The 12,974-nt window shown below is 69.5% G+C and carries 13 protein-coding genes; 4 read left to right on the forward strand and 9 right to left on the reverse strand.

Annotated elements, in window-relative coordinates; all coding sequences use genetic code 11:
• Positions 1–222: 222 nt before the first annotated feature.
• From gndA to AB0B82_RS05375, 4 genes are all read left to right on the forward strand, one after another.
• Positions 223–1,695: an NADP-dependent phosphogluconate dehydrogenase gene (gndA, locus tag AB0B82_RS05360; protein WP_360162779.1), complete on the forward strand. Its 1,473-nt coding sequence runs from the start codon at positions 223–225 to the stop codon at positions 1,693–1,695.
• A gap of 141 nt (positions 1,696–1,836) precedes the next feature.
• A complete protein-coding gene (locus AB0B82_RS05365) occupies positions 1,837–2,304 on the forward strand; it encodes a DUF6319 family protein (RefSeq protein WP_360162782.1) in 468 nt (155 codons plus the stop codon).
• Between the two features lie 324 nt (positions 2,305–2,628).
• A complete protein-coding gene (locus AB0B82_RS05370; RefSeq protein WP_360162785.1) occupies positions 2,629–3,165 on the forward strand; it encodes a DUF6817 domain-containing protein in 537 nt (178 codons plus the stop codon).
• A gap of 209 nt (positions 3,166–3,374) precedes the next feature.
• Positions 3,375–3,788: a hypothetical protein gene (locus AB0B82_RS05375; RefSeq protein WP_360162788.1), complete on the forward strand. Its 414-nt coding sequence runs from the start codon at positions 3,375–3,377 to the stop codon at positions 3,786–3,788.
• A gap of 705 nt (positions 3,789–4,493) precedes the next feature.
• Here the strand turns inward: AB0B82_RS05375 and AB0B82_RS05380 are convergent.
• From AB0B82_RS05380 to AB0B82_RS05420, 9 genes are all read right to left on the reverse strand, one after another.
• Complete coding sequence (locus AB0B82_RS05380) at positions 4,494–5,216, reverse strand: PIG-L deacetylase family protein (RefSeq protein WP_360162791.1); 723 nt, start codon at positions 5,214–5,216, stop codon at positions 4,494–4,496.
• A 9-nt stretch (positions 5,217–5,225) separates the two neighbouring features.
• A complete protein-coding gene (locus AB0B82_RS05385; RefSeq protein ID WP_360162794.1) occupies positions 5,226–6,527 on the reverse strand; it encodes a D-arabinono-1,4-lactone oxidase in 1,302 nt (433 codons plus the stop codon).
• Entirely contained in the window at positions 6,524–7,678 is a 1,155-nt protein-coding gene (locus AB0B82_RS05390; protein ID WP_360162797.1) for an amino acid deaminase/aldolase, read from the reverse strand. The genes AB0B82_RS05385 and AB0B82_RS05390 overlap by 4 nt, the downstream gene beginning before the upstream one ends.
• 58 nt (positions 7,679–7,736) lie before the next feature.
• Positions 7,737–8,384, reverse strand: coding sequence for a hypothetical protein (locus tag AB0B82_RS05395; protein ID WP_360162800.1), 648 nt, complete (start codon positions 8,382–8,384; stop codon positions 7,737–7,739).
• A gap of 134 nt (positions 8,385–8,518) precedes the next feature.
• The gene (locus AB0B82_RS05400) at positions 8,519–9,667 is read right to left on the reverse strand and encodes a M15 family metallopeptidase (RefSeq protein ID WP_360162803.1); all 1,149 of its coding nucleotides are present in this window, start codon (positions 9,665–9,667) and stop codon (positions 8,519–8,521) included.
• Positions 9,668–10,057: 390 nt separating this feature from the next.
• Complete coding sequence (gene dapC / locus AB0B82_RS05405) at positions 10,058–11,158, reverse strand: succinyldiaminopimelate transaminase (protein ID WP_360163131.1); 1,101 nt, start codon at positions 11,156–11,158, stop codon at positions 10,058–10,060.
• A gap of 67 nt (positions 11,159–11,225) precedes the next feature.
• Positions 11,226–11,519: a co-chaperone GroES gene (locus tag AB0B82_RS05410; protein ID WP_360163134.1), complete on the reverse strand. Its 294-nt coding sequence runs from the start codon at positions 11,517–11,519 to the stop codon at positions 11,226–11,228.
• Positions 11,520–11,560: 41 nt separating this feature from the next.
• On the reverse strand, positions 11,561–11,824 hold the full coding sequence (locus tag AB0B82_RS05415) for a DUF3618 domain-containing protein (RefSeq protein WP_360162806.1): 264 nt from the start codon (positions 11,822–11,824) through the stop codon (positions 11,561–11,563).
• A 79-nt stretch (positions 11,825–11,903) separates the two neighbouring features.
• Entirely contained in the window at positions 11,904–12,947 is a 1,044-nt protein-coding gene (locus AB0B82_RS05420) for a glucose 1-dehydrogenase (RefSeq protein ID WP_360162809.1), read from the reverse strand.
• Between the last annotated feature and the right edge of the window lie 27 nt (positions 12,948–12,974).

Here is a 12,974-nt window from a genome sequence, read left to right on the forward strand (position 1 = left end):
AAGGTCGACGAGATCCACACCGACGAGGTACCCGGTCTCTGCCGCGCTCTTGCCGCCAACGTCACCGTGAACTCGTGCTCGCTCTCGTACACCGTGCTGAGTTCAGCTCAGAACCGCAGTCGAAGTACCCGCGGCTGTCCAGTTGCCGAGCCCGCTGCGGACGGCGTCCGCCGGACGCGGGAGACTTGATCCGCACACAACTTGAGACTGCGGGAGATTTCGATGACTACCAGTGCTGCTGACGGCTCCACCCCAGCCCGGTCGGGCGAGGCCCAGATCGGCGTCACCGGCCTCGCGGTGATGGGCCGTAACCTGGCCCGGAACCTCGCGCGCAACGGGTTCCGCGTCGCGCTGCACAACCGGTCCCAGTCCCGCACCGACGCGCTGGTCGCGGAGTTCGGCCACGAGGGCGACTTCATCCCATCGACCGACCTGGAAGGTTTCGTCGCGTCGCTCGAGCGGCCGCGCAAGGTGATCATCATGGTCAAGGCCGGCGCACCGACCGACGCGGTCATCGACGAGCTGGTGCCGCTGCTCGACGAAGGTGACATCGTCGTCGACGCGGGTAACGCGCACTTCGTCGACACCCGGCGCCGCGAGGCCGCGTTGCGCGAGAAGGGCCTGCACTTCGTCGGTTCCGGCGTGTCCGGCGGCGAGGAGGGCGCGCTGAACGGCCCGAGCATCATGCCCGGCGGCTCCCCCGAGTCGTACGCCGCGCTCGAGCCGATGCTGACCAAGATCTCCGCCCACGTGAACGGCGAGCCGTGCTGCGTCCACGTCGGTCCGGACGGCGCCGGCCACTTCGTCAAGATGCTGCACAACGGCATCGAGTACGCCGACATGCAGCTGATCGCAGAGGCGTACGACCTGCTCCGCCACGTCCTCGACCTGACGCCCGCCGAGCTCGCGGACGTGTTCCGCGAGTGGAACACCGGCGACCTCGAGTCGTTCCTGATCGAGATCACCGCCGAGGTCCTCAGCCAGACCGATCCGACCACCGGGGGCGCGTTCGTCGACATCGTCCTGGACCAGGCCGAGCAGAAGGGCACCGGCCGCTGGACGGTGCAGTCCGCGCTCGACCTCGGCATCCCGGTCAGCGGCATGGCCGAGGCCGTGTTCGCACGGTCCCTGTCGGGTGACGTCGTACGGCGGGAGGCGGCGGCCGGCGTACTGCCCGGACCTGCGGAAGCGAAGGCCGATGTGGACCGCGAAGCCTTCGTCGAGGACGTGCGGCACGCGCTGTACTCGTCGAAGCTGGTCGCGTACGCGCAGGGGTTCGACGCGATCCGGGCGGCCAGCGACGAGTACGGCTGGGACGTCGACCTCGGCGCGATGGCGACGATCTGGCGCGGCGGCTGCATCATCCGGGCGCGGTTCCTGGATCGCATCAAGGAGGCGTACGACCGCAACCCGCAACTGCCGTCGCTGCTGGTCGACGACTACTTCCGGGACGCCGTGGCGAGCGGACAGGAGGCATGGCGCCGGGTCGTGGCGACCGCGGCTACCGTCGGCGTGCCGGCCCCCGGATTCTCGGCGGCGCTGTCGTACTACGACGGACTGCGGGCTGAGCGACTGCCTGCGGCGCTGATCCAGGGTCTTCGCGACCTGTTCGGGGCGCACACCTACAAGCGCGTCGACCGCGAGGGCAGCTTCCACCTCGAGTGGTCGGGCGACCGCTCCGAGACCGCTCAGTAGCACTTCAGTCGCAGGCGGCCGTCTGATCTCCGGGCGGCCGCTTGCTCAGTAATCGTTGCTTCGTCAGGCTTTCTTGGTGCGGCGATCGAACATATGTTCTAATGGACCGCACAGCGCCAGTTCGAAGGGATCGCCGCAACGATGACTGTAGACACTCTGGCAGTAGAGACGCCGTCCGACACCGCCGACACTCCCGGCCTGATGAACTCATCGGGCGCTGCCGAGGCCACCGCCCCGGCTCCGTCCGCCCCGTCGGACGTGCCCGCCACTCCGGCCGCTGATTCCGAGGCCGGTGCCGCGAAGCCGAAGAAGGCGCCGGCGAAGAAGGCCGCGGGCAAGAAGAGCAAGACCCTCGAGCTCACGCTGACCGTCACCGGCACGGCCGACGGCGAGTGGCGCGCCGAGCTCAAGCAGGGCACCACGTACCTAGCCCGTGACTTGGCCGTCGCAGCGGCCGCCGTGTCGCGCGCAGCCAAGGAGCTGCACGAAGACCTGTCGACCCCGATCGACGAGGTCATCGAAGAGGCCCGCGCTCAGCAGGCCGCGAAGGTCGCCGCTCTGGAAGCGGAGCTGGAAGCAGCCCGCAGGGCGCTGGCCGACCTCGACTGACCCGATCGGCTCCCGGCTGGGCCCTCAGCTCCCCGTGGTCGGTCACCTTCCCTGATCAACCACGGGGCAGTCAGTGCAGGCCCCGTCCGCATCCGTGTGAGGTGGTTGCGGACGGGGCCTGAACGCACCTCCCGCCGGCCGCTGCCTGGTGAGCAGGTGGCGGTCGGGTGGACGGGATGTGACTGAAATGGCACGCCGAAGGTGTGGGCGGGCAGAGGCGGTTGGCCTTACCGTGGGTGACCTGGGCCGGTGGGTGGGCCCGGTCTGTTCGGGATCCCTGGTCTGTTCGAGGGATCTGGCCGCTCCGGGGTGAGAAGGGGTCAGATGGGCACTTTCCAGGACTTGGGTTCGCTGCTGCTGGTGCGCGGCGCCGACGAAATCGACCACGCGGGCGGAAGCCTCTATGTCCATCTGCACCGGGTCGCCAAGCGCCTCGGTTCATTGGGCGCGTCCGACACACTGGTCCTCGCCGGGCTCGCGCACGCGGCGTACGGGACCGACGGTTTCCCGACGCATCTGTTCGACTGGAAGACCGAGCGCCCGGTCCTCGAGTCGGTGATCGGCTCCGAGGCCGAGGCGATCGTCTACCGGTACGGCGCCTGCGACCGCGAAACCACCTGGCGCGACCTCGCCGAACATCGCACCGTCACCGACCGCTTCACCGGTACCTCGGAAGAGCTCGGCACCGAAGCCCTCCGCGACTTCGTCGACCTCACCATCGTCAACGAACTCGACGTCCTCGACCACGACGCCGAACGCGCCGAGAAACTCCGCCCCTTCCTCCAAGACCAGATCCCCCGCTGGCAATCGCTGGCCTCCCCGGCCGTCCTGAACGAATCCCACCGCATCCTCCAACTCTGAGTCTGCACGCACGGCTGTCAGACTGGCGGGTGTGAAGAGGCTCCTGCGGCGGTGGTTTTGCGGGCATCGCTGCGGCAGCTGATGGTCTTCGCTGACCGCAGATCACCTCGCACTCAACTCGCACTGGGGCGGCGTGGCGGCGGGTGCTGAGGTACTTCGCTGAGCGCAGATTCCTGGTGTTGGGGTGGCTGGGAGCGGATGATCGAGGCATGGCCCAATACGAAGTGGTTGCGCGCGCGAAGCCCGTCCGGCGTCTGTCGAACGCCGCCTACATCGACCTGGCGTTGAACTCGTCGTCCTTGGACAAGGCGCTCAAGTTCCAGCGCGTCGAGGACCTGCCGGACGGCACGATCGCCGTCGTGCTGCAGCACAAGATGTCTCCCCGCAAACACGACACCGCCCGCGAACTGGCGAATCGCAGCCTCGCCCAACTCGGCATCCCCGCCCGCCAGGTCGAACGCATCGACCTCCACCGCCTGACCCGCAAAGGCGGCCGAGCCCTGATCCGCTCCTGGCCCGGCCCGCATACTCCACCGCCAGGCACCGCCGGCGACCGCGAACCCCGCCAGCCCAAACCCACCCCACCGTCCCTCCGCGCCTACCGCCCCGAACCCCCACACTGAGCCCTAGATGATTGATGCACGGCCCGAAGGTGTGCACGCTCGACAGTTAGTGTGGCGCGGGACGGGTCTGTTCGGTGTCTGATTCACGCTCAGCTGTGACCCCTCGCACGGGAGACGTCCTAATGAGACCTGACACGCGCCGCACGCCGCACGCCCGAGCGCGCTCCATCACCGCCTACGACCATCGAATCCAGACCAGGCCGTGCATCATCATCTATGGGCCTCGAACCGGGAATAGGTGCCTTGAACAGGAAATGGGGGCCGTGAACACGTAATTTCCTGTTCAACGCCTCCAGAGGTGGGGTCATGGGCGGCCGGTCGCAGGCGCTCGCCGCGACCGCCGACCAAAGGTGTGCGAGCCCCAGGCATACCAGCACTACCGCGCAGGCGCGAGACACCGCCGCGAGCCGGTGGGGTGTGAAGGTCTGGACGTATCCGCTGCGCGTCCCACCGAACCACGGCGCCGGGTGGTGGGTGGTGGGTGGTTACCTGCGCGGCGGCGTACCCACGCGGGCATCTCCCGAAGCACGTGCACCGCCGCGGGTCATGTCGCGATGGTCGGTGGGGGAACCCGACCGGCGGCATCCCCCACCCGGAGGCGTACCCCACCGGAGACGTACCCCGCGCGGTTGACTCCCGCCATACCCGCGCGGGTCGGCTCCGACGCAACCCGCGCGAGTACGCTTTCGGTACCGCGGGGGCGGGTTACTGGGGGTAGAAGACTTCGAAGCGGGTGGCGTAGCGGGTGCCGAGTTGGGTGCCGGCGGGGCGGGAGGCGCCTTCCAGGAACTCGACCGGGTCGAAGTCGCGGTTGAGGCCTTCGATGTAGGCCTTGTGTGCTTCGAGGGAGCGGACGCCGAGGTCGAAGGTGTCGGTGGTGTCGACGGCGTGGCGGGCGTTCGGGGAGGCGGCGGCCCAGACCTGGCGGACGCCGTCCCATTTGTCGCCGGCGTCGGGGAAGATCCAGCGGTTGGCGGCGTCGCGGACGGCGTCGAGGGTGGCGCGGCCGGTGTTGATGTGGTCGGCCTGGTTGAGGGCGGTGTCGCCGTCCCAGGTGTCGCGGAAGTTGTTGGTGATGACGATCTCGGGCTGGTGGCGGCGGATCGCGGCGGTGATGACGCGGCGGAGCGCGACGCCGTACTCGATGGTGCCGTCCGGCTGGCCGAGGAACTCGACCGCGGAGACGCCGACGATGCGCGACGACTCGATCTGCTCGGCTTCGCGGAGCGGGCCGCATTCGGCCGGGTCGACGCCGTCGATGCCGGCCTCGCCGGAGGTGAGCAGGCAGTACACGACTTGCTTGCCCTGGGCGGTCCAGCGGGCGATCGCGGCCGCGGTCCCGAATTCGAGGTCATCGGGGTGCGCGACGACGGCGAGCGCCTTGTGCCAGTCCTCGTCGACCGGTTCGAGCCGGTGCAGTTCGTTCATGCTGGCAGGCTACTGGCCGAACACCAGGCGGGTGTAGGGGTTTGCGAACACGCGTTGCGGATCCAGCCGGTCGCGGGCCGCGAGGAAGTCGTCGAAGTGCGGATACAGCCGGCGCAGCTCGGCGGCGGTCAGCGTGTGCAGCTTGCCCCAGTGCGGCCGCCCGTCGTAGTCGGCGACGATCTTCTCGAAGGCGCGGAAATACGGCTCGTGCGGCAGCCGGTGGTACTGGTGGATGGCGATGTACGCCGTGTCGCGCCCGGACGCGGTGGACAACCAGATGTCGTCCTGTGCCGCCACCCGCACCTCGATCGGGAACTGGATCCGTGCGCCGGACGCGTCGATCCACGCCCGCAGCCGGCGCAGTACGTCGACCACGTGTTCGCGCGGCACGGCGTACTCCGATTCGCGGAAAACCACGTTGCGTTCGGAGCAGAACACCTTGTACGACGCGTCCACGTACTCGCGCGCGGTCAGCGCCCGGGACGCGAGCCGGTTGATCCGCGGCACCAGCTCCTGCTGCCGCGTCGCGATCCGGTTGGTCAGCTCGAAGACCCGGTTGGAGAGCAACTCGTCGTCGATCCAGCCGCGCACCCGGCCGATCGGCGACGGGCCGACGCCCGGCGCGACGCGGTTGTTGCGCTTGGTGAGCGCGAGGTCGGTGTGCGGGAACCAGTAGAACTCGAAGTGATCGTTGCCGTCGGCAAATTCGTCGAAGCCGTCCAGCACCTCGGCGAGCGGCAGCGGCATCTCCTGCGCCCGGAGCAAGAACGCCGGCACGCACTGCAGGGTCAGCGAGCTGATCACGCCGAGCGCGCCGACCGAGACCCGCGCGGCCGCGAAGACGTCCGGGTTCTCCTCGGCGGAGCAGTGCAGCACCGAGCCGTCGGCGGTGACCAGGTCGAGCGCGACGACCTGCGTGGCCAGGCCGCCGAGCCGCGCGCCGGTCCCGTGGGTGCCCGTGGAGATCGCGCCCGAGATCGTCTGCTTGTCGATGTCGCCGAGGTTCGCCATCGCCAGGTCGAAGGCCGCGAGCCCGGCGTTGAGCTTGCGCAGACCGGTGCCCGCGCCGACGGTGACCAGGCCGGTGACGCGGTCGGCGTGGGTGATCGCCGAGAGTCCGTCGAGGCGGATCATCACCTGTTCCGGCACCGAGCACCCGGTGAACGAATGGCCGGAACCGACCGCCTTGAGCTTCTTGCCCTGCGCGGCCGCGGCCTTGACCGCCGCCGCGAGCTCGTCGGTCGAGCCGGGGCGCAGCGTTTCCACACCCGTCGCCGACTCGGTGCCGGACCAGTTCCGCCAGGTGGTCATCCGAAGTTCTTCCCTTCGCCGCGATAGGTCTTGAGCTCGCTGACCTCCGCACCGTCGATCGCGTACAGAATGTCGAACCGCTCCAGCATCTCCCCCGCTTTCGCGTACCGCATCCACACTTTGTCCCCGATTTTCAGCCGATCGGCCGATTGTCCGCGGACCGGAGTCTGCACCTCGCCGGCGCCTTCGGTGCCGAGCAGCTTCAGCCCGGCCGGCCACGCCGGCAACGGCAGCCGGGATTTCTTCGCCGGACCGGACGCGACGTACCCGCCGCCGAACAGCGTGGCGATTCCCGGCGCGGGCCGCCGTACGACGTCGAGCGCGTAGACCATCGCGGCCTCGGGCTGGAACACGTCGTACTTGTCGAACAGGGTCGGCCCGTAGAGACCGGAGCCGGCGGTGACCTCGGTGACCACTGGGTCGGCGCTGCTGATCTCCAGGCTGCCGGTCCCGCCACTGTTGACGATCCGCAGCGGAGCGACCTGCTTGACCGCGTCGACGACGGCGCCGCGCCGGTCGGCGAGTTCGGCGGCCGAGCGGCGCTTCACCCAGCGGACCGCCGGCGACGTGTCGGGGAGCCCGGCGATCTGCGCCTCGTAGAACATCACGCCGGCCAGCTCGAACCTGTCGTCACCGGCAACGGTCCGGGCGAGCGTCGCGACCTCGGCAGGCGTGCGCAGTGGCGACCGCCGGACGCCGAGGTGCTGACCGAACACCCGCAGCGACGCGTCGACGTCGAGACAGACCTGGAGCCGCGCCGGACCGGTCGCGGCGGCGCGGATGTAGCCGAGATGCTCCGGCGAGTCGATCATCAACGTGATCCGCGACGCGGCGACCGGGTCCTCGGACAGCTCGCGCAGCGCGCCGCGGTGGGTCGTCGGGTACCCGAGCAGGATGTCGTCGACGCCGTTGCGCGCCAGCCACAGCGCCTCGGGCAGCGCATAACTCATCACACCGTGGAACCCGGGCCGCTCGAGCGCGGCCATGATCAGCGGGCGGCAGCGGACCGACTTCGAGGCGATCCGGATCGGCGTACCGGCAGCGCGGCGGACCAGGTCGTCCGCGTTCCGGCGGAACGCGGCGAGGTCGATCACCGCGTACGGCGCATCGAGTCGCGCGGTGAGCCGCGCATACCGGTCGAAGTCACCCATAACCGGAGTGTAGGACACGAAATACTGAAAGGTAATACAACTTCGGCGATCGGTCCGGCTACTGATCGATGACCGCTTCCAGGGCCGGTACGACGCTGCGCGCCCAACCGGACTGCTCCGCCGCATCACCCGAGGTCGCGGCCAGCAACGCCACCGTCGACCCCTTCACCACCGACACGTCGACGTACGACTCCGCTCCGGCGTACGAGCGCACGGAGGCGGCAGCGTGCTCGTCGGTCCACAGCTCCCGGACGCTCAGGTCGCCACCTGTACCGCAGGCCTTCATCCGAGCCGCATACCCGTCGTAGTACTTCTCGGCCGCGTCTGGCGTGGCGAAGCGAAGCAGCAGGGCTGTCGCCGGCTGCGCGTCCGCAGTGCGGTAGCTGCCGGTCAGCGCGTACGTGGGAACAGGCAGCGAGCCCGTGACCTCCCGCCCAGCACACCCAGAGGGCAGGGCTTCGTAGGACGCCTGGTGTGCGTTGCGGCGACGCGTCCAGGTGTTGTTGCCGACGAAGCCGACCTCAGCGCCACCTGGGTCGGTGTACGTCTTCCAGCCCGCTCCAAGCTTGTCCGGCGCCGGGAGGTTGCCGGCCGTCAGCGGACCAGCAGTGGCCGGAGGTGGTGCGGTCGCCTCCTCGGGCAGCTCCGGCGGTACGGCGGCGTCCGTCGGCTCCGCCGTACTCAACGTGTTGGTCGGCACGGGCACCGTGGGCCCCGTAGTCCCGTCGACCGGGGTCGGCGACGCAGCCGGAGCAGGTGGCGTCGCCGCGTCAGCACTGCACCCCGCCAGTAAGGCAGACAGCGCAGTGCCGAGCACGGCGGCACCTACTACTAGCGTTTTCACTTCGGCTGGAAGTGCTGATAGTCGGGTTTGGACCAGCGCGCGCCCCAGAAGTACCCCTGTCCGATCAGCGCCTTGGTCGGCGTACTGGTCGAGAACAGCATGCCCGGGCGCGCCACGGACCGGTTGCGGTACGACGCACCGTTCGACGGGTACCAGACGCCGTTCGCGGCCAGATACGGGTTCTCGACGGTGTTGATGTCGAGCGCCCAGCCGTACGAGTGCGGGGACAGCGAGTACGGATCACCCGTGACGCGGCGGCAGTTGAACGCGGACGTGTTGTCGGCCGCCATCGACTTGATGTCGCTGCCGCCGAACCGGTCGACGCGGCGCATCTGCCGGATCGGGAACTTCGCCGCGAACGTCGAGGTCCACGCGGTGATCAGCTTCGACACCGCGGCGTCCCGCACGATCAGCTCACCGCGGTGCACCCGGCCGTCGAATCCCCAGTAGTTCATCTGCAGTAAGCGCAGCGACGACGGCTTCACCGGGCATCCGGCGCGGTACGTGTACGGCACCATCGCGGCGCTCACGGCATACACCTTGGGGTTCAGCGCGGCCTTGACGACGATCTTCGCCAGGCCGGAGTACTCCATCGCGGGCTGCGTGACGTACCGCGTGACGACGCGAACCGTCCGCGTCGCCGGCAGATCGTCCGGGACCCGGAGCCGGAAGTTGCCCGCGGCATCCATCTTTCCGATGGTGACGAGCCGCCACTTGCCGCTGCCCAGGTACTCCTGCAGCGCGAGTTCCTTGCCCGGCTCGGCCGGCACCATCCGCCCGGTGACGGAGACTCCGGTCAGGGTGGCGTACCAGGGTGCCGGGGTGTTGATCAGGATCTTCCGGTCCTGGATCGTCACGTTGCGGTAGTCGGAGATTGCCAGCGCTGTCTCCGCCTTGACACCGATCATCGTGCGGAACGCCCAGGTGCCGGTGTACGGCGCGACGTAGCTGAACCGGTACGCGCCGCCGGTCGTGGTGCGGGTCGACGCGCGCAGCACCCAGGCGCCGGGAACGCGCTGCCACAGGGTGATGTACGAGCCCGTGATCGGCTGACTGATCTTTCCGGTGAAGACCGTCGGCTTGTCCTCGTAGGACGCGGCCGGCTGGTTCAGCGTGATCGACCACGCCGCCGCGGGAGTCGCCACCGCACTCGTCGGCCGGGGCGTCGCCGGCTGGGTCGGCGTGGTTGTGGACGGAGACGGCGTGGACGGAGGCAGTGTGGATGGAGGCGGTGCGGATGGAGGCGATGTGGACGGTGGCGGCGTCTCGGACGGCGACGACGTACCGGGCCCGGGCGAGGCACTCCCCGACTCGCTCTCCGGCGCACTCGGCGATGTACTGCCCGACGGACTCGACGAGGGACCCGGTGACGGACTTTCGTCCGCCTGCGCCACCCCCACCGGCGCCAGAATCACCAGCGCCGCGACCGCCACCCCAACGAAGCGTTTCATCCGCCTCCCCCTCCCGTGGACGAACACGTACCCAATTGACACGCCGTCACACAGAGAGACGCCAAAAGTTGGCGGCTGGTTGTGTTAGTCCTGAAGTCTCTTCACCGCGGCGTCCACGCGCTCGTCCGTCCCGGTCAGCGCGACCCGGATGTGACGCTCCCCGGCCGTCCCGTAGAACGCCCCCGGCGCGACCAGGATCCCCCGGTCCGCCAGCGCACCGACGGAGCCGTACGCGTCGTACGACGGGTGCGACGCCCACAGGTACAGTCCGCCGTTCGACAGGGTGATCTCCCAGCCGGCGTCGGTCAGCGCGTCCCGCAGTACGGCGCGGCGCCGCAGGTACCGCGCACGCTGCTCCTCCACGTGCGCGTCGTCGGCGAACGCGACAGCCATCGCGGCCTGGATCGGTGACGGCACCATCAGCCCCGCGTGCTTCCGCACGGCGAGCAACTCGGCCACAACCGTCTCGTCGCCCGCGACGAAGCCACCGCGGTACCCGGCCAGGTTGGACCGCTTGGACAGCGAATGCACCGCCAGCAGGTTGTCGAAGCTGCCGCCGCACACGTCCGGGTGCAGCACCGACACCGGCTTCTCGTCCCAGCCGAACTCGGTGTAGCACTCGTCGCTGACCAGCAGTACGTCGTTCGCTCGCGCCCAGTCGACCGTACGGCGCAGGTCGTCCGGCGAGGTGATCTCACCGGACGGGTTGCGCGGCGAGTTCAGGTACGCGACCCGGACCGGGCCGTCGTACGTCGTCGGGTCCGCGACCGGGACGCTGGTCGCCCGGGTGAGCGCGGCGCCGGCCTCGTACGTCGGGTAGGCCAGATCCGGGATGAGGACGGTGTCACCGGCACCGATCCCGAGCAGCGTCGGCAGCATCATGATCAGCTCTTTGGTGCCGATCACGGGCAGCACACCGCTCTGCGGGTCCACACCGGTGACGTCGAGTCGGCGGGCCATCCAGTCGACGGCCGCCTGCCGCACCGCCGCCGTACCGATCGTGGTCGGGTAGGCCGGGGCGTCCGCCGCATCCGCCAGCGCCTGCTTCACCAGCGCCGGCACCGGATCCACCGGACTACCGATCGACAGGTCGACGATCCCGTCCGGATGCGCGGCCGCCTTCTGCTTGTACGGCTGCAACATGTCCCACGGAAAATCCGGCAACCGCCGCGAAGTCTCGAAGATCACCGCCCCATTCTCCCCCGGCGGCGGTGACCACCGGCACCGCCTGCCCGCTCCGCGAGAATCGGCGTCAGAGGTAGAGGCCGGTTTGGCCGTCCTCGAGGCGGCCGGCGGCCACCGCGTGCAGGTCGCGTTCACGCAGCAGGATGTAGTCGTCGCCGCGGACCTCCACCTCGGCCCGGTCCTCCGGGTCGAACAGGACCCGGTCGCCGACCTCGACCGTGCGCACGTTGGCGCCGATCGCGACGACCTTCGCCCAGGCCAGGCGGCGGCCCATCTGCGCGGTGGCGGGGATCAGGATGCCCGCCGACGACTTGCGCTCGCCCTCCTGCTCGAGGGCGACCAGGACGCGGTCGTGCAGCATCCGGATCGGCAGCTTGTCGTCGGAGAGCCGCTTGCGAGAAGTCACCGGCGGCCCACCAGGCGACGGATCAGCAGCAGGACGCCGACCACCCCGGCCACCGCACCGGCGACCGCGACGATCTTCTGGGTCCGCAGTTGGCCCTGCTCGTCGAAGACCTGGGACCTGGCCTGCTCGACCTGCCGCAGGGCCAGGTTCTTCGGGTTGGCCCGGTCGACCAGCTCGTCCACGGTCGAGGCCAGGCGCGCACGGGTGGCGGCGATGTCCGCCTCGATCTGCTCGGCGGTCCGAGCCTTCGTGTCCGACACGAGTCGGCGCTCCCTTCCTACAACGGGGCTGTCAGGGGTGGGGCCCGATCTGCCCCTCGTCAACAACCATCCTCGCAGGTCATCTCCGCAAGTCCACGACCACCTTGATGTCATCCGGTTCCCGCTGCAATGCGTCCGGCCAGCAGGACAGCGGGACGGTCCGGGTGACCAGGCGGCACAGCCAGTCCCGGTCCGCGGCGAGCAGCACGTCCACGGCGTCGACGTAGTGCCGCTTCCCCGCATTCACGGTCCCGACCAGTGCGGCGTTGCGGACCACCAACTGCCGAACCAGCGCGTCGAGCTGTACGTCGACACTCGCCGGTCCGGGGTGGATCCCTGCCAGACACATGACACCAGCAGGCGGCAGCAGTGCAGCACAGTCATATACCAACTGACCGACACCGGTCGCCTCGATGACCACATCCGGTACGACGTCCAGCTGCGCCAGGTCGGTGAGGTACGTCCCGCCGAGCGCCCGTACCAGCTCCGGCTTGGGCCCGTCCTCGACACGGTCGAGCACGTGGACGTCGTACCCGCGCTGCCGGGCGATCACAGCCGCCAGCAGCCCGATCGGACCGGCGCCCGTCACCAGTACGTGCTGCGGCGCGAACCACGACCGCGCACCAACCTGGTCGATCTGCTCCCACGCCTTGGTGAGAATGCTGGCCGGCTCCACGAGTACGCCGAGTTCGCCCAGCTCGGCCGGCACCGGTACGGCGAAGTACGGGTCGACCCGCCAGCGCTCGGAGCCGTACCCGTCCATCTCCTTGAGGCCGCGCTCGGTGTACCGCCCGTTGCGGCAGAAGTCCCACTCGCCGCGCGCACACGCCGGACATGGCACCGGGTCGGGCCGGCGGACCACACCGGCCACCAGGTCGCCGGCCGCGAAGCCCGTTCCCTCGGGCGCCTCCAGTACGCGACCGAGCGATTCGTGCCCGAGGACGAGCCGTTCGGAGCCGTACCGCCCGCTGCCGAAGACGCCGGAGACCATCTCGAGGTCGGTCCCGCAGATCCCCGTCAGCAGGCCCTCCACCAGGATCGACCCGTCCGCGGCCGGCGGTTCGGGGACCTCGTCAACAGTTGCCGAACCGGCTTGTCCCGGGGTGATCGTCATGGCCCGCATCGGCTCAGGCTAACCGGGCGATGCCCG

The sequence above is a fragment of the Kribbella sp. NPDC048915 genome, from assembly GCF_040649595.1.
Taxonomy (GTDB): Bacteria; Actinomycetota; Actinomycetes; order Propionibacteriales; family Kribbellaceae; genus Kribbella.

What these genes read in the sequence shown, in the direction of transcription:
- AB0B82_RS05390 (WP_360162797.1), bottom strand. Translation starts at nt 7,678, where the DNA reads ATGGGTGACTTCGACCGGTATGCGCGGCTCACCGCGCGACTCGATGCG.
- AB0B82_RS05380 (WP_360162791.1), bottom strand. Translation starts at nt 5,216, where the DNA reads ATGAACGAACTGCACCGGCTCGAACCGGTCGACGAGGACTGGCACAAG.
- AB0B82_RS05420 (WP_360162809.1), bottom strand. Translation starts at nt 12,947, where the DNA reads ATGCGGGCCATGACGATCACCCCGGGACAAGCCGGTTCGGCAACTGTT.
- gndA (WP_360162779.1), top strand. Translation starts at nt 223, where the DNA reads ATGACTACCAGTGCTGCTGACGGCTCCACCCCAGCCCGGTCGGGCGAG.
- AB0B82_RS05375 (WP_360162788.1), top strand. Translation starts at nt 3,375, where the DNA reads ATGGCCCAATACGAAGTGGTTGCGCGCGCGAAGCCCGTCCGGCGTCTG.
- AB0B82_RS05370 (WP_360162785.1), top strand. Translation starts at nt 2,629, where the DNA reads ATGGGCACTTTCCAGGACTTGGGTTCGCTGCTGCTGGTGCGCGGCGCC.
- AB0B82_RS05385 (WP_360162794.1), bottom strand. Translation starts at nt 6,527, where the DNA reads ATGACCACCTGGCGGAACTGGTCCGGCACCGAGTCGGCGACGGGTGTG.
- AB0B82_RS05410 (WP_360163134.1), bottom strand. Translation starts at nt 11,519, where the DNA reads ATGCTGCACGACCGCGTCCTGGTCGCCCTCGAGCAGGAGGGCGAGCGC.
- AB0B82_RS05365 (WP_360162782.1), top strand. Translation starts at nt 1,837, where the DNA reads ATGACTGTAGACACTCTGGCAGTAGAGACGCCGTCCGACACCGCCGAC.